At 45.4% G+C, this 19,267-nt stretch carries 22 protein-coding genes; 16 read left to right on the top strand and 6 right to left on the bottom strand.

Annotated features, from left to right (window positions below; translation table 11 throughout):
- The first annotated feature begins 6 nt into the window (after positions 1–6).
- Positions 7–1,830: an adenine deaminase gene (ade, locus tag IMZ38_RS06210; protein ID WP_193436015.1), complete on the top strand. Its 1,824-nt coding sequence runs from the start codon at positions 7–9 to the stop codon at positions 1,828–1,830.
- Here the strand turns inward: ade and IMZ38_RS06205 are convergent.
- Together IMZ38_RS06205 and IMZ38_RS06200 are read right to left on the bottom strand one after the other, a co-directional pair.
- On the bottom strand, positions 1,820–2,374 hold the full coding sequence (locus IMZ38_RS06205) for a ZPR1 zinc finger domain-containing protein (RefSeq protein WP_193436014.1): 555 nt from the start codon (positions 2,372–2,374) through the stop codon (positions 1,820–1,822). The genes ade and IMZ38_RS06205 overlap by 11 nt on opposite strands.
- Positions 2,367–3,284 (bottom strand): SPL family radical SAM protein, encoded by a 918-nt coding sequence (locus IMZ38_RS06200; RefSeq protein WP_319637037.1) that lies wholly within the window; start codon positions 3,282–3,284, stop codon positions 2,367–2,369. The genes IMZ38_RS06205 and IMZ38_RS06200 overlap by 8 nt, the downstream gene beginning before the upstream one ends.
- A gap of 198 nt (positions 3,285–3,482) precedes the next feature.
- Here IMZ38_RS06200 and hxlB point away from each other — a divergent pair, with 198 nt between their 5' ends.
- The 7 genes from hxlB to IMZ38_RS06165 all read left to right on the top strand — a co-directional run bounded on the left by hxlB (position 3,483) and on the right by IMZ38_RS06165 (position 7,075).
- Positions 3,483–4,088 (top strand): 6-phospho-3-hexuloisomerase, encoded by a 606-nt coding sequence (gene hxlB / locus IMZ38_RS06195; protein ID WP_193436013.1) that lies wholly within the window; start codon positions 3,483–3,485, stop codon positions 4,086–4,088.
- Positions 4,089–4,149: 61 nt separating this feature from the next.
- Positions 4,150–4,551, top strand: a complete 402-nt coding sequence (locus tag IMZ38_RS06190; RefSeq protein WP_193436012.1) for a hypothetical protein — start codon at positions 4,150–4,152, stop codon at positions 4,549–4,551.
- A 23-nt stretch (positions 4,552–4,574) separates the two neighbouring features.
- A complete protein-coding gene (locus IMZ38_RS06185) occupies positions 4,575–5,021 on the top strand; it encodes an ArsR family transcriptional regulator (RefSeq protein WP_193436011.1) in 447 nt (148 codons plus the stop codon).
- Positions 4,996–5,280, top strand: coding sequence for a hypothetical protein (locus IMZ38_RS06180; RefSeq protein ID WP_193436010.1), 285 nt, complete (start codon positions 4,996–4,998; stop codon positions 5,278–5,280). Before IMZ38_RS06185 ends, IMZ38_RS06180 begins: the two co-directional genes overlap by 26 nt.
- Positions 5,281–5,299: 19 nt before the next feature.
- Positions 5,300–5,791: a QueT transporter family protein gene (locus tag IMZ38_RS06175; RefSeq protein ID WP_193436009.1), complete on the top strand. Its 492-nt coding sequence runs from the start codon at positions 5,300–5,302 to the stop codon at positions 5,789–5,791.
- Positions 5,788–6,510 carry an energy-coupling factor ABC transporter ATP-binding protein gene (locus IMZ38_RS06170; RefSeq protein WP_193436008.1) on the top strand — a complete coding sequence of 241 codons (723 nt, stop codon included), beginning with the start codon at positions 5,788–5,790 and terminating at the stop codon, positions 6,508–6,510. The genes IMZ38_RS06175 and IMZ38_RS06170 overlap by 4 nt, the downstream gene beginning before the upstream one ends.
- A 52-nt stretch (positions 6,511–6,562) precedes the next feature.
- Positions 6,563–7,075, top strand: a complete 513-nt coding sequence (locus tag IMZ38_RS06165; RefSeq protein ID WP_193436007.1) for an energy-coupling factor transporter transmembrane component T family protein — start codon at positions 6,563–6,565, stop codon at positions 7,073–7,075.
- Here IMZ38_RS06165 and IMZ38_RS06160 read toward each other — a convergent pair.
- A complete protein-coding gene (locus IMZ38_RS06160) occupies positions 7,053–8,177 on the bottom strand; it encodes an aminopeptidase (protein WP_193436006.1) in 1,125 nt (374 codons plus the stop codon). The two genes, IMZ38_RS06165 and IMZ38_RS06160, sit on opposite strands and share 23 nt — an antisense overlap.
- Positions 8,178–8,188: 11 nt before the next feature.
- The gene (locus IMZ38_RS06155; RefSeq protein WP_193436005.1) at positions 8,189–8,674 is read right to left on the bottom strand and encodes a ferritin; all 486 of its coding nucleotides are present in this window, start codon (positions 8,672–8,674) and stop codon (positions 8,189–8,191) included.
- A 101-nt stretch (positions 8,675–8,775) separates the two neighbouring features.
- Between IMZ38_RS06155 and IMZ38_RS06150 the strand changes: the two genes are divergently transcribed.
- The gene (locus IMZ38_RS06150) at positions 8,776–9,729 is read left to right on the top strand and encodes a triphosphoribosyl-dephospho-CoA synthase (protein ID WP_227410846.1); all 954 of its coding nucleotides are present in this window, start codon (positions 8,776–8,778) and stop codon (positions 9,727–9,729) included.
- Positions 9,730–9,739: 10 nt separating this feature from the next.
- Here the strand turns inward: IMZ38_RS06150 and IMZ38_RS06145 are convergent, their stop codons facing one another.
- Positions 9,740–10,681: a molybdopterin-dependent oxidoreductase gene (locus tag IMZ38_RS06145; RefSeq protein WP_193436003.1), complete on the bottom strand. Its 942-nt coding sequence runs from the start codon at positions 10,679–10,681 to the stop codon at positions 9,740–9,742.
- Between the two features lie 67 nt (positions 10,682–10,748).
- Here IMZ38_RS06145 and IMZ38_RS06140 point away from each other — a divergent pair, with 67 nt between their 5' ends.
- A complete protein-coding gene (locus tag IMZ38_RS06140) occupies positions 10,749–11,126 on the top strand; it encodes a hypothetical protein (protein WP_227410845.1) in 378 nt (125 codons plus the stop codon).
- Between the two features lie 18 nt (positions 11,127–11,144).
- On the opposite strand, the gene IMZ38_RS06135 is transcribed toward IMZ38_RS06140, so the two are convergent.
- On the bottom strand, positions 11,145–12,209 hold the full coding sequence (locus tag IMZ38_RS06135; protein WP_193436002.1) for an ornithine carbamoyltransferase: 1,065 nt from the start codon (positions 12,207–12,209) through the stop codon (positions 11,145–11,147).
- A gap of 120 nt (positions 12,210–12,329) precedes the next feature.
- On the opposite strand from IMZ38_RS06135, the gene IMZ38_RS06130 reads away from it, so the two are divergent.
- The 6 genes from IMZ38_RS06130 to pheS are packed head-to-tail and all read left to right on the top strand — an operon-like array spanning position 12,330 to position 19,254.
- On the top strand, positions 12,330–13,943 hold the full coding sequence (locus IMZ38_RS06130; RefSeq protein ID WP_193436001.1) for an ABC transporter substrate-binding protein: 1,614 nt from the start codon (positions 12,330–12,332) through the stop codon (positions 13,941–13,943).
- 6 nt (positions 13,944–13,949) lie between these two features.
- Positions 13,950–14,978, top strand: coding sequence for an ABC transporter permease (locus tag IMZ38_RS06125; protein WP_193436000.1), 1,029 nt, complete (start codon positions 13,950–13,952; stop codon positions 14,976–14,978).
- Positions 14,979–15,929, top strand: a complete 951-nt coding sequence (locus tag IMZ38_RS06120) for an ABC transporter permease (protein WP_193435999.1) — start codon at positions 14,979–14,981, stop codon at positions 15,927–15,929.
- The gene (locus IMZ38_RS06115) at positions 15,920–16,867 is read left to right on the top strand and encodes an ABC transporter ATP-binding protein (protein ID WP_193435998.1); all 948 of its coding nucleotides are present in this window, start codon (positions 15,920–15,922) and stop codon (positions 16,865–16,867) included. Before IMZ38_RS06120 ends, IMZ38_RS06115 begins: the two co-directional genes overlap by 10 nt.
- Before the next feature lie 2 nt (positions 16,868–16,869).
- Positions 16,870–17,664 (top strand): ABC transporter ATP-binding protein, encoded by a 795-nt coding sequence (locus tag IMZ38_RS06110; RefSeq protein ID WP_193436954.1) that lies wholly within the window; start codon positions 16,870–16,872, stop codon positions 17,662–17,664.
- 45 nt (positions 17,665–17,709) lie between these two features.
- On the top strand, positions 17,710–19,254 hold the full coding sequence (pheS, locus tag IMZ38_RS06105; protein ID WP_193435997.1) for a phenylalanine--tRNA ligase subunit alpha: 1,545 nt from the start codon (positions 17,710–17,712) through the stop codon (positions 19,252–19,254).
- Positions 19,255–19,267: the final 13 nt, after the last annotated feature.

Below are 19,267 nucleotides of genomic sequence, written 5' to 3'. Positions count from 1 at the left end.
GGTGCGTTGGGCATCTTCTTCACACGCTACAGTATTGAAGAGAGAAGTAGACTAGTGGAAGCAGCGGCAGGCAAGCTCCCAGCCGATATCGTCATAACCAATGTCAACATCGTCCTCCCCCATACGGAAGAGATTCTTGAGAAACACAGCATTATCGTAAAGGATAGGAGGATAGCAGGAGTTGTTGAGGACGAGTTGATTTCGAAACATATTTCCAGGGAGACACTGATAATAGATGGTTCAAACGACTACGTGTTTCCTGGGTTCATAGACCTTCACGTCCATATCGAGTCGTCACTGCTTGACCCGGTGGGATTCTCCAAAATAGCTCTTAAACATGGAACAACCACGGTTGTAGCAGACCCCCATGAGATCGCCAACGTGCTGGGAGTTCAAGGCGTGGAGTTGTTTGTGAAGGCTTCCGCGAATCTTCCATTAAAGATATTGATAGATCTCCCGAGCTGTGTTCCAGCAACGGATCCTGCTTTAAGACTTGAAACCACGCCACATGTGATATCGGACAAAGAGATTGAGCAGCTGGCATGTTTCGACAACATTGTCGGCCTGGGAGAAGTTATGGACTTCCTCAGCGTTACTAATGCTTCAGATAAGGTATTGAGGAAGTTGAAAGTAGCAAGCGAGAAGGGGTTGATCGTTAACGGGCATGCTCCGTTGCTAACTGGGAGGTTGCTTGACGCGTACATTTCCGCCGGCATAATAAGCGATCACGAGTCAACCACTTATCATGAAGGCTTGGAAAAGCTGAGGAAGGGTATGTGGCTTTACATAAGGGAGGGTAGCGCTTGGAGAGATCTCGGGGAATTATCCAAAATCTTGCTGGAAAAGTCAAACTGCGAATTGTGCGCTTTCGTAAGCGACGACGTCAATGTTTACGACCTGTTCACGCAGGGACATGTTGACAGAATAGTTAACCTCGCCATTGAGTACGGTCTTGACCCTATCAAAGCGATAAAATACGCCACGTTTAACCCGGCCATTCGCTTACACGTGGAGGAGCACATAGGAGTCTTAGCACCTGGGAGGATAGCTGATATAGTGTTCTCTAAAAGCATAAAGGAGATTAAACCCCATACGGTTATCAGCAACGGGGACATACTCTATTATAAAGGGGAATTGAAGAAGACTTTTCCACGGTACAGGTATCCTGAAGAAGCGCTCAACACGGTTAAACTCGGCCCCTTCTTGGAAAACCCGAGCTTCACACCTCGCGTCGGTGAATTCAACGGGGTTGCCCGTGTCAACACTATTAACGTACAACCAGGGTCTGCTTTAACGAAGAGAACGGTGGAAGAGCTAGCTGTGGAGAACGGTGAGATACGGAGTGATCCTTCAAGAGATATCATGTATGTTGCTGTTGCGGACAGGCACAGGGGTTCTGGAGGCTTTTCAATGGGTTTCATTAAGGGATTAGGGTTTAAGGCTGGGGCTATAGCACAGACGATCGCTCATGATACTCACAACTTAATAACAGCGGGATGGAATCCGCAGGATATGAACGTAGCCGTCAAAGAAATTGCTAGAATACAGGGGGGAATAGTTGTCGTGGATGATGGGCGAGTAATAGCTGAGATACCTTTAAGACTAGCCGGTTTAATGAGTATTGAGGAGCCTGAAGAGGTTTTCAAGAAATATGTCAACATGGTAGAGGTTCTTCGCGAAAAATACGGGCTGAACTTTGAGTCTTACTTCATGACGCTCGCGCTGATTTCTCTTCCAGTAATACCGGAGATCAGAATCACGGATAAGGGACTGGTTGACGTTTCAAAGGGTAGTTTAATACCGCTTGTTGAGGAGGTTCTCAAAGCCTAGGTTTCTCACCACTTTCTTCTTTCTCAATTCTTACATATTTCGTTTTGTTACTTACAATATCGCTTCTACCAGGATAATCCTCTATTATAACAGTGTACTCTACTAGACCATCTTTAGCCTTGTTAAGCAGATCCAATACTCTGTCACACTCACTGTCGTTTTCACCCCGAGACTCGCAAAGGAAGGAGGTTTTCTCAATTAAATCCATGATTAAACCTTCAATAGTGGTGATGAAGCCCTGGGAGAATGGTCCCGGGGAAATCTCTATGTTGAATTCAGGTATCAAAACCCTGGAGCCGCCGGCCCTTATCAATAATGCTCTTTCATCGCCTGGTTTTTCAACCTTATAAATAATCTTCCTCGGTTCACTAATTGATAAGACGCCGATGTCGCGCTTCCTGAAACCGCATTTATCACAGGTTAAGACCGAGATCAATATGTCGCCATAATACGGTACATTATGGATGTAATCCTCCACTAATGCTTTCTGACTACAAACAGGGCATTCAACCTCATACTCCGCTATTTTCACCGGCTCACTCATCGAGGCCTCCCTTCTTTTTCCTTGCTGTAATCATATGTGAACCATCACACGAAGGTGCTTTAAAAAATGCAGCCCCCAATCCTTCTCTACACGTGGCTACGGTAACCTTCCTCACACCGGCCTGAGTTATAATAGGCTGTAAAAGGCGAGACCTTTCAGCTTTCGGTAAATATATTGAACCGTGAAGCACTTCTCCACTCTCCTTATACAAGGTTGTCAGCGACTCATCCCTAAAGGCTTGTGAAAGTCTTTTAAGACTATCCCATCTAGCCTTATAGGTAGATGTTACAATGTGTTGGGCTCCGGCATCAACTACAGTGTCAACCAGCTCTTTAAGCTCTAACGGGTCATCATTTATTCCAGGTATCACGGGGTCTATTCTGGCTCCAACAGGAATACCGTGCTCTCCCAAATATTGAATGGTTTTCAACCTCTTATCCAGTGGTGGAGCCCCAGGCTCTAACCTTCCCGAGATTTCACGGTTTAACGTGGTTATGGTTATCATCACGGCCGCGGGCGCTCTCGCCAGAATATCCACATCTCTCTTAACTATGTGTGATTTCGTTGTTATCAACATCTTCATATCATGTTCGTGGAGTAGTATGAGCGTCTTTCTCGTCAGCCCAGCCCATGCTTCAACAGGTGGATAGGGATCGCTGCTCGTGCTTAACTCTATAATCGAACCTTGCTCCACCTTTGTTAAATCGGTTTTCAACATTGCGAGGAAGTTGTTCTTTGGGTTGCTTGGTTTTCTCCCTATGTAAGATGTTGCGTAACAGTAGGGGCAGAAGTGAGAGCACCCGGTGTAAGGGTGTAGTGAATATTTGAAAGGGCAGGTGCATAAAGGAGATTTCCACGGGTCGAAAACCCTTAACACGCGCATGCTTGTTTTTACGGATCTTGTTTTCAAAACACTAACCCCTGGTTGCCCGGATCCTTGATAATGTGCCCCGCCCGACCGTCCTCCATCATATCCATCCCCTCTCAAAGGGTCTCTGGGAGGCGTGGGAAGGCGGGGCATTAAAATATTACTGTAGACGCTCTATTAACCCTTACCGCTTTCTTAACGCTTTTAAGTTTACTTAGAAATAGTTTTAAGAGGGATTGAATGGTTTCCGGCATTACAAGAGATGCAATGTACGAGATTGTTAATTTCATTGTCAAATCCATTGACTTAATAGAAGACTATAGTAAGGAAAACATGATTAGCTTGCTCACCTCTGCTAGGAAAGAGAATAAGAGGGTTTTCGTGATAGGCGCGGGGAGAAGTGGACTAATAGCCAGGGCCTTCGCTATGAGACTGCTACATTTGGGTTTCAACGTGTATGTGATAGGTGAAACCATTCTACCAAGAGCTTCTCCAGGCGATATCTTGATAGCTATATCAGGTTCCGGTAGGACGAAACTTGTGGTAGCGGCAGCTGAAGCTGCCAAAGGAGCGTTGATGAAAGTAGTAGCCATTACCACATACCCAGACTCTCCTCTCGGCAGGTTGGCTGACATAGTTGTCAGGATACCTGGCAGAACCAAGATGGCTGTTGAAGAAGACTATATTAGCAGGCAGATTCTGGGTATTCACGAACCTCTCGCACCTTTAGGAACACTCTTCGAGGACACGACGCTAATATTTCTTGACGGTATAATCGTTGAGTTAATGAACAGGCTCGGCATAACTGAGGAGGAGTTGATGAACAGGCATGCAAACATTGAGTGAGCAGTGAACCGTTCACGAATTCATTAAAAGATAGTTAAACCTGTTCAAACATATTTACACAATGGCGATATGTATGGAAGAAAGAGAAGGCGGGGAGAAACCTTCCCCAGAAATAAAAGTAAAGGTTGAAGAAACCGATGTTGAAGGGTTGCGAGAAGTACTGAACGCGGTCACGCCATTTCTCGAGAAGCTGAAGGATTGGATAAAGGAAATCATCGGAGTGTTCACCAGCGGGCTGGACGGTAAAAAGCTCGGGGAAGACATAGGAAAATTCTACCAGGAGTTGAAGGCTCAAGGCCTTCCGGAAGAGTTGATTATTGAGATGGTGAAGGATTATTACAAGAGAAGGATGGAAATAGTCCCCTCACTTGAGAAGCTGATTGAAAGCTTAACCAAGTTAAAAGAGCTTAGAAGAGAAGAGGAGGAAGAAGAGCGTAAAGAAGATAGCCCCAGTCGCGGCTGATTTTCAAGTTATCGAGGGATTTAATGACTCTTGACGAGAAGATCGAAGTCGTTATTGAGTTGTTGACAAGAGTATTGATGAAGCTGGAGAGGCTTGAGAATGAGCTAAGTAAGGCAGGTGCTGACCCGGCCTTGTACCAAATCTCGCTGGAATTAGCCACTCTTTTTTCCAAACCAATCATGGAGACGCTTGAGGCGGCTAGAAGGGTTTACTCAATTATTGCAGGGTTCACGGAAATCGACCCTATCAGCAAGGCAGTTATATACGTCTTATCGGCTTGCGAGCCTTATACTATCTCAGAGATCACGAGGAAGGTTAGAGATCTGAGAGGTTCTTCCTCAAGAAGGATAATAAGCGATAGGCTAAGAGGGCTTGAGGCTAGGGGGATAGTGATTAATATCGGCTCTCCTCAACGACCCCGATTTACACTAAAAGCATGCATGGATGATAATTATGGGAAGGAAGCTTAGAAGTCTTGCGAAGACTGGGATGATCCTGGGGTTCATAGCGGATGCCCTGGGAATATTGATTTATTTTTTAATACTGGTTTTCTACGCGTACCTGCTCTTATTCGGTAAATACCTTGTAAACAGATTATTGTTGTCAATAAGTTTATACAGGTTTAAGGTTCCAAGAGAAATTAGAGGAGATATTCTGAGAGTCTTTGATGAGAAATGGTTTAAGAGCTTGGGCTTCGGAGCCCTTATTTATAAGCTTGTCAGAGATTGAGCATTATTTCGGTGTCTTAATGAGGAATCAAATACTGATCGTTAAAGCCATGGTTATAGCAGCTGTTTACACGGGCTTGACAGTGATTTTAGGTGTCTTGTCCTATGGAGAACTCCAGTTCAGAATTAGTGATGCAATGCTACTTCTCCCACTGCTTCAAGGGTTTGGCGCGGAGGCTGTGCTAGGATTGACGCTGGGCGGTTTTCTCGGAAACATCACCAGCCCATTCCAGCCGTGGGATTTGATTTTCGGACCATTAACAAACGCTCTCGCATCAGCCTTCGTGCTTGCGATAGGTAGAAAAATCAATACCAGGGCATTATTAAAACACTTGCTGAGTACTATAGTAGCATCTTCAACAATAGCGTTATTAGTAGGCTATGGAGAATTACACCTGGTATATGGGCTACCCTTGATCACCGTGCTATATGTTTTCATTAGCGAAGTAGTAGTGATAGGGGTCATCGGCTGGACCGTGGTAAAATCCTTGGAGAGGTACATAAGGAGATGAATGAGATCGTAGCGTCAGATCTAGCAATAGGGTACGACAAGAGTTCCCCTCTTCTCAGAAATCTGGATTTTAAACTAACAAATGGCGTGTACGTTCTCTTAGGAGCCAACGGCTCCGGCAAATCAACTCTTTTAAAAACAATAGCGGGGCTCCTCCCCCCTCTTCAAGGAGAAATATATGTCAATGGTTTCAAACCCTACTTGTTGAAGAGAAAAGAGGCGGCAAAGTTAATCGGCTACGTCTGGCAAAATCCTTTCCACGGTTTCGTGGAGCCCAACGTTGAAAGAGAAATATTGTTCATCAGCAGGCAGACCGGCGTCGAAGTTAACCGGAAGCTTATCCATAAGCTTGTCCCCTTGGAGCTATTCGATAGAAGCCCGTTCACCCTAAGCGGTGGTGAGGCAAAACGCGTAAGCCTTGCCAGCGTTATCTCACTAGACCAACCTATTTGGCTTTTAGATGAGCCCTTTAACGAGTTGGATTTTTCAGGGGTGAAGATCTTCACAGACATAATCAACTATGCACGCGCGAGGGGCAAAATAGTTGTTATTACAACACATTATCCAAGTCTAGCAGATCTCGTAAACCCGGACTATTACCTGCTGATCAACAGGTCGCGCGGTACACTCGTAATAGACAAGTGGAGCAATCTAAGCGATGAAGAGTTAGTAGGAAATGAAGTGATCCCGAGGGTGCTTAAATCTGAGCTTACTGGTTAAGGCTATTAAACACCAGGAGGTTAAAAGCCTCGCTCATTGCGAAGATTTATTCGTGTTAAAGAGTTTCCTCCTACTCCTCTCCTATATCTCAATAATGATTAACTCGTTCGAGTTGTATTCAGCACTTATCTTCTCATCAATAATCATTATGTTAGCAGGAAAAGCTTACAAGATATTTTTGGAGTCCATCGGAGTCTACGGTCCACCAGCCCTCCTGATATATCTGGTGAACTTGGCCTTCAACACTATCTCATCGAGAACTTTTGACCTCCTGCTCTACGGCTACACGGTGTTTATAGGGATGGTGATGATTGTTTCAACAACACCGAGGAAGCAGTTTTTAAGAGTGCTTGAAAAAATTAGGCTGGACGTAGTGTTTTTCATGACTCTCAGCATCCTAGAAGAGTTTGATGAGATGGTTAATTCCAAGAAGGCGAGAGGGTGGGATGCTGGTTTAAACATTCTGAAATACTACGTTATCATAGTGGATGCTATCAAATTGTCAATTGTCAGATTAAAGAATGTGGAGGAGTCGCTCCTGGCTAGAGGGGTTGAAAAATTTTAAAAATAATGAACCTTCCGTTCTCATATATTAGGACACCGTCAGCGTATACTCTGCCCTTACTCATATCCTTGATCAAATCCCAGTGTATTGACGATACGTTTTTACCGCCTGTTTCAGGATAGGAGGCTCCGAGAGCCATGTGAATCGTTCCGCCAATCTTCTCGTCGAACAGTATCTCTTTCGTGTGCCGGGTAATATTGTAGTTAAGCCCGAACGCTATCTCCCCAAGCCTTGAAGCCCCTTCATCCGTGCTTATCATCCTCTTTAAGAATTCTTCGCCACGCCTCGCGGAAGCTTCCACGACTCTGCCGTTTTTAAAGACCAGCCTGACCCCCTCAACCTCCACTCCTCTCCATATTGCTGGATACTCGAATTCTACCACTCCTTCCACAGATTCTTCTACAGGCCCTGTGAAAACCTCCCCGCCAGGCATGTTATTCTTCCCGTCATCGGCAATCCATTTCCTTCCATCAACGCTCAACGAGAGATTAATCCCTGGTCCTTCAAACCTTAACTCTCTAACCTTGTTCAGGAATTCTGCCACTTTGGAGAGCTCCTGCCCGATCCTCACCCACTCGGCCACAGGGTTCTCGCTGTCAGCGTATAGCGCGTGGAAGACAAAGTCCTCGTACTCTGAGATGCTCATCCCAGCCTCCTGTGCAAGAGCCTTTGTTGGATAGATTGTCACCACCCATTTCAGCTCCCCTTTAGCGCTCCTCTCCAAGAAGATCTTGTTCAGCTCCCTTCTGGCCTGAGCCCTTGCCTTTAATTTCTCGGGATCTATGTTTACAAGAGGCTTGGTGTGTGAAGGCGAGATAATGCTTACCGAGGCATGTGCTTTCTCAACTATTTCCTTCTCAATAACGCTCACGTGTGTTAGCACGCTTTGAGGCGCGTATTTATAGAATGTTTCAGATATCGATTCCTCGTCCAGCCTTACTAGAAGAGGGTATGCTTCCTTATCAACTATTTTTCTAACAAGCTCCCTCACTAACGGGATGGCTTCCACTGAGGCGTTTACAACAACTTCTTCTCCGGGTTTGAGATTTAATGAGTAATCAACTATGATATCAGCCTGCCTGCTTATCCTAGGGTCTATCAAAGCCCCCACCGCTACTTTCTCTCCGCGAGCATCCTGTCCAGCGCGAGGATTCCAGCTATGTTGTCTCCTACTAGTTTCACCTTTGCCAATAGATCGCTCGCATTCTTCTCTTCTTCAACCTGCTCGTTTATGAACCATTGGAGGAAGGCCTCAGTAGCTTTGTCTTCACGCTTCCTGACAAGGTCGACCAGCTCCCATATCCTCGCAGTGTTTCTTACCTCAGCATCGTAGAATTCCTGGACGGCTTCCACTATGCCACCCCACTTCTTTGAAGGGGCTGGGATGTCGTAAAGCTCTATCACGCCTCCTCTATCAATTATGTACTCATAAAACCTCATGGCATGCTCTAATTCCTCTTTAGCCTGTACTTTAAAGTAGTGTGAGAACCCTGCAAGAGATTTCTCATCAAAGAATGCAGCCATGGAGAGGTATAGATATGCGTTCTGAAGCTCTTGATTGAGCTGCTTGTTCAAAGCTTTTAGGACTTCCTCATTCATGCTATCACCATGCTATAATGATTTAACGCGTTGTTAATAAACTGCACGTGCCAAAGCCTTCTTTTTATTTCCGGATTGGCTTATTTAAGATGGGGGTTAGTTTGCCAGATCCCGTGGAGTATGCTGAAGCACTGTCCCTGGCGTTCACGCTGGAAGCCTCCGGCTATCCTAAACCCGGCAATGTTGATAGGATACATGACCTCCCGGGGCTACCGTATGAGGCATTCATAGTAACAGGTATTGTAGCTACAAAGTACTTGGAGAAAGGCGTGAGGAGAGGTATTAAGGGCTGGGGTGATGTAGTCTTCGGTGACCTGGTCTACGGTATTGTAGCGGATTCCATGCGGAAATCGGGTTCGACTAATACATGCTTAGGTTCAAGCCTGCTTATAGCACCACTAAGTGTTGCCATAGGCTTGTGTTTGAGAAAAGAAGAGGAAAACCTCAACTGTTTTTTAAGAATGATCCGCGAGGTTTTATCAGCAACATCTGTCGAGGATTCTGTAGAATTCTACAGGGCTGTAAGGGAGGCTAGACCCAGCTATATCAAGCCTACTGATGAAACAGGAGATTTCGTCAACGTATGGGATCATGATTACAAGAAGAAGCTGAGGTCTAAGAAGCAGAGGTTGAAGGATGTTTTAGAGTTCAGCACTTCGCATGATATAGTATCTCATGAGTTGGTTAATGGATTGCCAAGGAGTGTTAACGAGCTGAGATTCCTGGCTGAAAGGTTTAACGCCCATAAAAACTGGAACCGCGCAGTGGTTGAGACGTACGTGCACTTGTTAAGCAGAGAACACGATACCGTGATTGCAAGGGAACATGGTTTTGAAGCAGCTTCCAGGGTTAGAGATTTGGCGAGCACATATGTAATAAAACTCCTCGTAGCTCCTCAGTCGGAATGGTTAAGCCTCATAACATCTTTGGACACGGAGATTAGGAGAATGAGGGTTAATCCAGCCTCGGTAGCGGATATAACTGCATCGACGATTGCGCTGTACACCATAGACTCTTTAGCCAGGAACAAGTATTACCTCAATCTTAATCCTTGATGAAACGTTTTCAATAATCCTTAAACCTTTCCTCCTCGAAAACCCTCCCCCTGGGATGGTATCCAAAGGACTCCCAGTACCCGTTAACATATTTATCCGTGAAAACTATCTTTCTCAACCACTTAGCGCTCTTCCATCCATAGAGATGGGGTACTATGAGTCTTACCGGATACCCGTGGAGAAATTCGAGGGGTCGACCATTCATCTCTAAAGCTAGGAAAACGTTTGGTTTCAAAACCTCTTCAAAGGGGAATATTGTGGTATACCCGTCCATCCCTTCCGTGTAGATCCATTTAACACCTTCCATTGGTTTAACCAGGCTGAGGATTCGCTCAAAGGGGATACCTTTCATTCTAATGTTTCCAACGCTCCAGCCTGTAACGCAGTGAAAATCGATTAAATATTCGGCTAAACCAAATCTGAACAACCCTTCGAGGTCAAGGGTCACCGGGTTTTCAACTAAGCCTGATACCTCTAGCCGCCATTCTTCAACATTGAATTTAGGTATTCCAAGGATATTGTATATAACGAAATTAGGAATGAACACCTGACCAGGAGGTTGCTCTTTACTACTAGGATCATTATACTCCGTGAGAACAGGTTGCTCGTTGGCAAGGCCGATATTGAGGTTTAATTTACCGGGCTCCTCGGGAACCGTAAACAATACTCTTCTAACAGCATTGTTCTTAGTTACAACCCTAACGCCAATGAATCGTCCGTTATCTAACATGTACCTAAACCTGTACAGTAAATGGCTGCTCCCGATAGGCTCGTTTGACTCGAAGACCAGCTTGAAGGGGTTTTTCACATCGAAGACTGCATAGAAAACAGCATTAACCATGTCTCGTATCTCTTTAACATCCCCATACCGTTTTTCCTCAACGACACAATCAACCACGTACTTGACTCCTTTGATCCTGATGCTTTTCTCCTCGATAAAGTAGCACTTCATGTGAAACCCTTCAAGTAGTTATAAGGTGTTTCATAAATATATTTTATAAAAACAAGGGTTAGGAGCCATGAGCGAAGATTTACCGGTAGAGTTGAGAATGAAGCTGTATAAGAAGTACTTGGCTAAACTTGCAAATAAGAATGAAAACTCTGTCTCGGCGAAAGAGTCTGTGAGAGAAGACCCTGAGAAGGTGGTGCAGAGTAAGCTTTCAGATGAGAGAGCGGAGGAGATAATGGAGAAGATTAAGATAAAGTATCCCGAAATATATGATCTACTAGTTAAGGAATTGTACCGGGCTATTAAACAGGGTGTTGTGAGCGAATTAGATGGCTTAACATTACTAAGCATTGCTCATAGCATTGGATTAGATATAAGGCCTGACCTACGTATAAGGTTTGTTAAAAATGGAAAGGAAGTAGATATGAAGGAGTATTTAGGAAAATAAAAAAGAAGAATTGAAAAATCATTTAACTCCATACATTGTTAACGCTAACACCGCCATCTTCGTCCATAAACCGTTCTCAGCCTGCTCGTAAATCACCGATTTCTTCGGATCGTCAATCACATCATCATCGGCTTCATAGCCCCTGAAGATTGGTAATACATGCATTAATACTCCTTTCTTGTCCATCAAATCCATTAACTCCCTTGTAACCTTCCAGCTCCGATACTTCTCGTAAATCTTCAGCTCCTCATCCTTAAACTTGCTGTAGCCGACCTGGACAAGGGTTGGTGAGGCCCAGTTTCTCGGGAATACGGCGTGAGCCCCTCTCACAGCCTCCTGCAAGTTATCCGTTATCTCCAGGCTTCCCCCGTGCTCCTTAGCCAGTTCCCTGGCTTTTTCAACCAGCTTCGGATCCAGGTCGAATCCCGGCGGCCTTGCAATAACAACGTCTACTCCAAACCTCGGGAAGAGGATCATGTCCTCCTGTACGCTGCACCACCCCCTGATCTCTGGGCTGTAAGCCCACATTATCACGTATTTCTTGCCCTGCGGGTTCACGAACCTTTCCTTGAACGTGTAGATGTCGGCTAAACCCTGAGTAGGATGGAACATGTCGTCAGCCATGTTGATGACAGGGATGTTAGCCGCCTGAGCCATTTCCCTTATATAGGCGTTTCCTACACCGTACAGGTAGTCGATAGCCTTGTCTAGGATCCTTATCCCAAGCCCATGCCCGTACACATCGTACATCGCGGCAACGTCCTTAATAGCTTCGCCAGCCTTCTCCTGTTTCCCAAAAGCCATTCTCGTCGTTGTAGCATCAATGAACGCTGCATGACCGCCCAGGAAGGCCATTCCCGACTCGAATGCTGCCCTGGTTCTTGTCGAGCCGGCGAAGAATAGCATGTAGAATACTTTACTAGCGAGTATTTTCGGGATGTGCTCTACTCCGTAGTAATGTGCTATTTCCTTGAACTCTTTCGCAAGGTTCAAGGCTATTTCTATCTGCTCATCTGTCCAGTCAAGGGTTGAGATGAGGTCTTTACCGCTTAGTTCTCTGACAAGGTGTCGCAACGCAGGCATTTACTTCACCAGCAATTGTAATTATCTACCGGGGACGTATTTAAAAACATGGTTAAACGGTCAAAGCTTAAAACAATTTAAAAGCTAGTTGTTTCTAGTTAACCATGTGGTGGGTTGGAATTGAGTAGGAGATTGTTAATAGTGGGAATTATTGTGGTTTTGATTGCGATCGGATCTCTAGCATGGTTTTCTCTTCAACGTCCTGAGACTACTAGAAAAGTTGTGGTCTACGCCTATAACGACAGGATTACGGGGATAGACCCCAGCGTGGAAGACGATACTGGATTAGTCGTATTGGGATCAGTATATGAGCCCCTCCTTTATTACGACCCCAGGAGTGATGAATTTAAACCTGCCTTAGCAGTCAACTGGACAAGTAATGAAGATGGGACAGAATGGGTTTTTAAGCTAAGAGAAGGAGTAGTGTTTCACGATGGCACTATTTTCAACGCTACTGCTGTTAAAATCAGTATTGAAAGAGCAAGAGACGTGTATAGGTCAACGGGGCGTGGAATGGGATATATCTGGGATATGGTTTCAAGCATCGAAATACTGGATGCCTACACGGTTAAATTCATCCTAGATTACCCGGCAAGGCTAGATTTCATAGCCTCAGCCTCATATGCAGCATACATATTCTCCCCCTCCGTTATTGAGAAAGCTGGAGCCAGTGATATTCTTGATGGGAAAATAGAGCAGTGGTTCAACCAGGGGCATTCCGCAGGCACCGGGCCATACATGATTGAGGATTACAAGCCGGATAAGGAAGTCAGGCTTAAAAAATTCGAGGAATGGTGGGGTTGGAAATTAGTGAACAATCCTCACGCCCCTGATTACGTGATTATTAAAATTCTCACCGAACCCCAGTCGCAGTACAACGGGTTAACCTCGGGCGAGGTAGACATAGTTTCAAGCGTGCCCAGGGATTATGTTGGCCAATTGCTAAGTAAAGGGTACAAAAACTACAATCTCACAACCTATCACAACTACATACTATTCTTCAACACTAAGAGGTATCCAACGAACATAACAGAGTTCAGGCTCGCGGTGGCACACGCGATAGACCTAGACGAACTGGTTCAGTTATGCATGAAGGGTTTCGCACTTAAAGGTAGCGGTGTGGTCCCACACTACTTCCCGGGCCACGCGGACAATCTAACCTACCGTTACAACCTATCTCTAGCTAGAGAGTACTTGAGCCTCTCAGGTGTTGAAACCCCTGTCACCATTGAGTTTCTATACCAGGTTGATTACGAGGAGAACAGAATTCTGGCCGAGACGTTGAAATCAAGGCTTCTCCAGCTGGGCATTGAAGTTGTATTAAACCCTCAGCCGTGGACCGCTTTGAAGGACATTGCTAAAGGTGTTTGGGAGAACCCTGATAACACTCCTCATTTGGTAATTGCCGACTGGTGGCCAACTATTCCAAGCCCCTACGACTACCTATACCCGATGTTTCACAGCGAGTCGAAAGAGTGGAATTATGCGGGCTATGAGAACCCTGTTTTCGATGAGCTAATAGATGAGGCTTGGGAGCTGGAGGGTGAGGATTACCAAGCCGCTATGGATAAATACTATCAAGCACAGGAAATACTATTCAATGAGACGGTAGCTATCAATCTTTGGGATGAGGTGAAGCCATTCATCTATAATCCGAAAATAGAAATCCCCAGGGAAGCCATGAACCCGCTGTATATGTATGTAATATTCTTCCAATACGTGAAGGTGGGCTAGCCGGAAATGCCGGTCAGCCTTAACTATATTGTGAAGAGGCTTTTTTGGAGCATACTTGTTTTAGTAGGCGTGGTTGTTTTCTCATACTTGGTCATCATTTTCTCGCCTGGAGACCCGGCGACGAAGTGGGCTGGGAACCCGAGAGGTGTTAACGCTACCCTTGCCATCGAAGCAGCCAGAAGGGAGCTAGGTCTTGATAAGCCACTGCACATACAGGTTTTCGACTTCATAATTAAGGTTTTCACAGGAAACCTGGGAACTAGTATTGCTTACAAGCAACCAGTTTTCACTATCCTCTACTCAAATCTTGCCGCAACGCTTGAGCTCCTTTTCTGCTCCTACGTGATAATTCTACCTATAGGCATATTTCTAGGAGTTTACTCGGCTCTCCACAGGGATGAATTAATCGATGATTTACTACAGACTTTTGGCACGGTAATGGCTAATACTCCCGCGTTCTGGCTTGCCGCTATAGTCTTCCTACTACTAGTGTCAAGCGGGCACCCTGTATACGGGAGGATAGATACGAGGCTGGCTTTGGAAACAGGTTTTCAGCCGATTACAGGGTTTTACTTGCTTGATAGTCTCTTGCAAGGGAATATAATAATCTTCATTGATGTCTTAATCAAGCTCATTCCTCCAGCACTTATAGTTGGAGTATATCCCTTAGGCTTGTCGATTAGGCTGTCTAGAACTCTGATGGCTGAGTCTCTCACAGAGGATTTTGTGAGAGCGGCTGTAGCGTGGGGGGTGAGGAAACGGCGGATTATTTGGAGATATGCTTTCAGAGCCAGTATTCCCCCTTTGGTTCAGGTCTCCGGTCTAGCCTTTGCCTACAGCCTAATAGATGCGATGGTTGTAGAGTACGCAGTGTTTGGTAGAGAAGGGCTGGGCAGGCTCCTGGTCGACGCGTTAAACTATAGTGACTTTAAACTCGCAATTGGTTTACTAATAGTTGTCACAGTGTTCTACCTTGTAATCAATACATTGGCGGATGTTATTCAAGCATTAATTGATCCAAGGGTGAGACTGTAGATGACGAGCACTAGCAATGATAAACTCGACATCTCTGCTGCCGTGAAAAATGCTAAGAGAGCGCTTCAAATCAGGACAGGGTTCGTAGCATTAATCTTTAAAGCTTGGAGTAAAAGTAACAGGTTTAAAATAGGATTACTCATTTCCTCGTTTATCATTTTGATCGGTGTTTTAGCTCCCCTAATAGCTCCTTATCCTCGCGACGGACTGGGCTATGTCCCGGAGGATGCGTTGCAAAAGATCAGGCTCCCCCCTTCACAGGAACACTTGTTCGGCACCGATACTAGAGGGCGAGACATATTTTCAAGAGTTGTCTTCGGGGCCAGGTCTGCGTTAATCCAGATTTTCCTCGTGGTTTCTTCCAGCCTATTAATTGGATTGTTCATGGGGGTTATTGCTGCCTACTATAAAGGATTGGTTGAAACTGTGATTAACTATTTAATTGAACTATTTATGAGCATACCCGCTATCGTAATAGCCCTAGCGCTAAGGCTGATCCTCGGCTCCGGATTATTCACCGTAGTATTAGCCTTAATCATAACATGGTGGTCCTGGTATGGACGGGTAACCTACATATATTCTAGAAGCATTGTTGAAATGGACTATGTTCTTCTCGCAAAGCTCTCAGGAGTTTCAGGTTTGAAGATAATTTTCAGGCATGTTGTGAGGAATGCTTCACCACCTGTCCTAGTCCAGGCGGTAACGGATCTGGGGAGTGTTCTGCTCGAAGCATCAGCGATAAACTTCCTAGGGCTTGGACTGCCCCCCGACTCACCCGAATGGGGGGTTATAATGCAGGAGGGCATTCAATACTTGTCAATATCCCCTTGGATTAGTGTTTTCCCGGGTATATTCATATTGATAACAGCTTTGGGGTTCAGCCTTATTGGAGATAGCCTTAGGGAAGAAGTAGACCCTAAGTTGAGGAGAAGGTGGAGGCTATGGTTCTAGCGGTGGAAGCTGAGGATTTGAAGATCGGGTATGAGGATGAGGAGGTAGTTTGGGCGGTAAAAGGAGTTTCATTCAAGGTAGAGGTTGCGGAGATATTTTGCCTCGTAGGTGAGAGCGGATGTGGGAAATCCACTACAGGAAACGCCATCGTGGGCATCCTCCCACCGTACTCGGTGACCGACGGCGTTCTACGGATTTTCGGGAAAACCGTGATAGAGGGGAATAGAAGGGATTACACGGGCGTGAGAGGTCGCATAGTATCCTACGTTCCCCAAAACCCGGGCTCTAGTTTAAACCCGTATTTAACCGTTGAGGAACAGTTCTACTACGTTTTAAACAGCGTATATGGATGGGGTCGTAAGAAAGCGCTAGAAGAGGCGGCAAAGTATCTCCAAATGGTAGATCTAGATCCCGGTAAGGTCTTGGATTACTATCCTCACGAGCTAAGCGGGGGTATGCAGCAGAGGACGGCAATAGCCTTAGCGCTTTCCACAGGCGCTAAGATAATTGTTGCCGATGAGCCAACATCAGCCCTGGATGCTCATTTAAGGCTTGGATTAATCAGGCTTCTCACCCGTCTCAGAGACACTATTAAGCTAACCCTCATATTCATCACCCACGACTTATTATCAGCTGGAAAGATCTGCGACAAGATAGCCATCATGTATTCGGGGAGAATACTAGAGCTTGGCACGTCCGGGAAGATACTTACAGAACCGCTTCACCCTTATACCGAGATGCTTGTCGACGCAGTTCCAATTCTCGGCGTGTTAAAGCCTTTGAAAACTTACGGAGGAGAACCTCCTCCCCCAGATGTAGAGGTTAAGGGATGCCTGTTTCTAGATAGATGTCCAAAGAAATTTGAAAAATGCTATTATTCCCATCCTCCGCCCAAGGAGGTTCATGAAAGAATTGTTGAATGCTGGAGGTATGTTTGAAGATGTCGGCGTCAGCGATTGTTAGGCTGGAAAACGTTACCCTAGGATATTACACTATCCCCAAGGGGTGGAGGTCTTTATTTAAAATAAAACAACCCGTTGTCTTCAACGTGAACTTAAACGTAATTGATGGTGAGAAAGTGGTTATAATAGGTGAGAGCGGTTCGGGCAAAACAACCCTTTTGAAAACCATTCTGGGCATTCTACCCCCGTTCGAGGGAAAAGTATACGTTTTAGGTAAAAGCATATACGATTTACCTGTTAAGGAGCGGAGGAAAATTACCAGGCAAATAGGGTATGTACCTCAGGACCCGTATAAGTCGCTGAATCCCAGGGTTAAGGTTGAGACAGTGATGATGGAGCCGCTGGAGAGAAGCAATCTAACAGAGTCGGAGAAACGGGAGAGAATTGTCGAAGCCCTCAGGCTTGTTCAACTGCATGAAAGAATTCTTGAATACTACCCGATGCAGCTTAGTGGGGGGATGATGCAAAGGGTTTTGATAGCTAGAGCGATAGTGCATGACCCCGAGATTCTCATCCTGGATGAGCCGACATCAGCGCTCGATGTCTCGATACAGGCCCAGGTTATAAATTTATTGAACCATATTCAGAAGAAGCTTGAGTTAGCAATGCTAACGGTTACTCACGACCTTGCAGTGGCTCAGTACTTGGCTGACAGGGTGATCATTCTTTACAGGGGGAGAATAGTAGAGGAGGGAGAAACAAGGATGGTACTATCCCAACCCTCACACGAGTACACCCGGTTGCTGATTTCGAGCTACAGGGCTTCAATATAAGTTTTAAATCATTAAGTTAATAGAGGTATTAGCTGGCTGAGGATGATGCTGGGCGAAGTATATTTAACGGCTAGGCAAAACAGGATCGTGAGCTTAGTCCTCAATGGGATATATGATTTAGAAAAAGTGTCTCAACACCTTGGAGTGAAGCCCGAGGATATAATGAGGGATATAACGGAGTTGAGCAATAAGGGCTTGATAGTTATTCACAGAGAGGTGGAGAAGAAGTTAAAGATTACTAGAATCGGGAAACTCTACATGGAGAAAGGGTTGCCTGAGAAAATCGTTCTATCCTATTATAATGAATGCGTTGATAAGAGGATTGAAGCATTAACGAACTGCTTATCCGAGAAAACCGGGTTAGACCGTGATGAAATCTCTATAGGGATACAGTACATTGTGAAAGCAAAGTGTGGTAAAATATTGGAAGGCTCACTGATCTTGGGAGACCCGTTAATCTGCCAACAACTCCTGGCCTCCGCAAAACATGTCGAAGAAGTATTGCGTAGCATTGATAGAGAGGTTAAGGTTTCCGAAGAGGAATTGGCGGATTTAAGAAAGAGAAAAATGGTGGAGATTGTTGAGAAGAGGGTTTTAAGAATAAGTCCAACACCCTTACTGCAAGAATTGGCTAGTAAGGGTTTGATCAAGGAGAAGGAAATAGTAACCGTCGTGAAACCATCAATGGCACTTGAACTAGACAAGTATGTGGTTAAAGAATTCGATCTTTCAATCCCTGTTCCAAGGCTCCCGAGCGTGAGGAAGCACCCATTCATGGAGTTTATAGATGATTTAAGGGATATAATGGTTTCCTTAGGTTTCGAGGAGGTTAAAGGCCCTCATGTTGAAGCAGAGTTTTGGAATTTCGACGTGCTTTACCAGGCTCAGGACCACCCTGCCAGGGAGATACACGATACTTTCTTCGTTAAAAGCGATGCCAGAGCTTCTATTTCCAGCCAGCTTATGGAGAGGGCTAGGAGGGTTCACGAGAAAGGATGGGGGTATAAGTGGAGTCCTGAGAGAGCGATGAGGCTTGTCTTGCGTAGTCAAACAACAGCAGTATCTGCTAGAGCCATTTTCGAGAGAGGAGAGGGCGAGTACAGGGTTTTCACGATCGACAGGGTTTTCCGCCCCGAGAATCTGGATGCCAAGCACAGTATGGAGTTCTACCAGCTTGACGGGATTATTGTTGGGAAAAACGTGAACTTTAAACACTTGCTTTACTTCTTCAAGGAACTCGCTGCAGCCCTTGGGATAAAAGAGGTGTGGTTTAAACCAGGCTACTTCCCCTTTACCGAGCCGAGCGTTGAAGGATATATAAGGCATCCTAAGCTTGGATGGGTTGAGGTTTTCCCGGGCGGAGTGTTCAGGCCCGAGGTTATGGAAATTCTCGGAGCTCCTGGAGTTAAAGCGGTTGCATGGGGTATTGGTGTTGACAGGCTTGCCATGCAGGTTTTGGGAATTGATGACATAAGATTACTGTTTACAACGGACATAGAGGCTTTAAAGAACATGAAGTACCTCGGCCTACCTTACAAGTTTTCAAAGACCAGTGGGAGGAACGTTGGAGTTGCGGAATATCCTCAATGAGATGGTGAACCCG

It is taken from the genome of Thermosphaera aggregans, from assembly GCF_014962245.1.
GTDB lineage: Archaea > Thermoproteota > Thermoprotei_A > Sulfolobales > Desulfurococcaceae > Thermosphaera > Thermosphaera chiliense.
The sequence above is the reverse complement of the archived record's forward strand: the minus strand, read 5'-3'. Positions and strand labels throughout refer to the sequence as shown.

Coding starts and splice junctions, on each gene's coding strand:
- IMZ38_RS06120 (WP_193435999.1), top strand. CDS start 14,979: ATGACGAGCACTAGCAATGATAAACTCGACATCTCTGCTGCCGTGAAA.
- IMZ38_RS06180 (WP_193436010.1), top strand. CDS start 4,996: ATGATAATTATGGGAAGGAAGCTTAGAAGTCTTGCGAAGACTGGGATG.
- IMZ38_RS06125 (WP_193436000.1), top strand. CDS start 13,950: ATGCCGGTCAGCCTTAACTATATTGTGAAGAGGCTTTTTTGGAGCATA.
- IMZ38_RS06110 (WP_193436954.1), top strand. CDS start 16,870: ATGTCGGCGTCAGCGATTGTTAGGCTGGAAAACGTTACCCTAGGATAT.
- IMZ38_RS06145 (WP_193436003.1), bottom strand. CDS start 10,681: ATGAAGTGCTACTTTATCGAGGAGAAAAGCATCAGGATCAAAGGAGTC.
- IMZ38_RS06205 (WP_193436014.1), bottom strand. CDS start 2,374: ATGAGTGAGCCGGTGAAAATAGCGGAGTATGAGGTTGAATGCCCTGTT.
- IMZ38_RS06115 (WP_193435998.1), top strand. CDS start 15,920: ATGGTTCTAGCGGTGGAAGCTGAGGATTTGAAGATCGGGTATGAGGAT.
- IMZ38_RS06190 (WP_193436012.1), top strand. CDS start 4,150: ATGGCGATATGTATGGAAGAAAGAGAAGGCGGGGAGAAACCTTCCCCA.
- IMZ38_RS06185 (WP_193436011.1), top strand. CDS start 4,575: ATGACTCTTGACGAGAAGATCGAAGTCGTTATTGAGTTGTTGACAAGA.
- IMZ38_RS06170 (WP_193436008.1), top strand. CDS start 5,788: ATGAATGAGATCGTAGCGTCAGATCTAGCAATAGGGTACGACAAGAGT.
- IMZ38_RS06175 (WP_193436009.1), top strand. CDS start 5,300: ATGAGGAATCAAATACTGATCGTTAAAGCCATGGTTATAGCAGCTGTT.
- IMZ38_RS06140 (WP_227410845.1), top strand. CDS start 10,749: ATGAGCGAAGATTTACCGGTAGAGTTGAGAATGAAGCTGTATAAGAAG.
- IMZ38_RS06135 (WP_193436002.1), bottom strand. CDS start 12,209: ATGCCTGCGTTGCGACACCTTGTCAGAGAACTAAGCGGTAAAGACCTC.
- hxlB (WP_193436013.1), top strand. CDS start 3,483: ATGGTTTCCGGCATTACAAGAGATGCAATGTACGAGATTGTTAATTTC.
- pheS (WP_193435997.1), top strand. CDS start 17,710: ATGCTGGGCGAAGTATATTTAACGGCTAGGCAAAACAGGATCGTGAGC.
- IMZ38_RS06155 (WP_193436005.1), bottom strand. CDS start 8,674: ATGAATGAGGAAGTCCTAAAAGCTTTGAACAAGCAGCTCAATCAAGAG.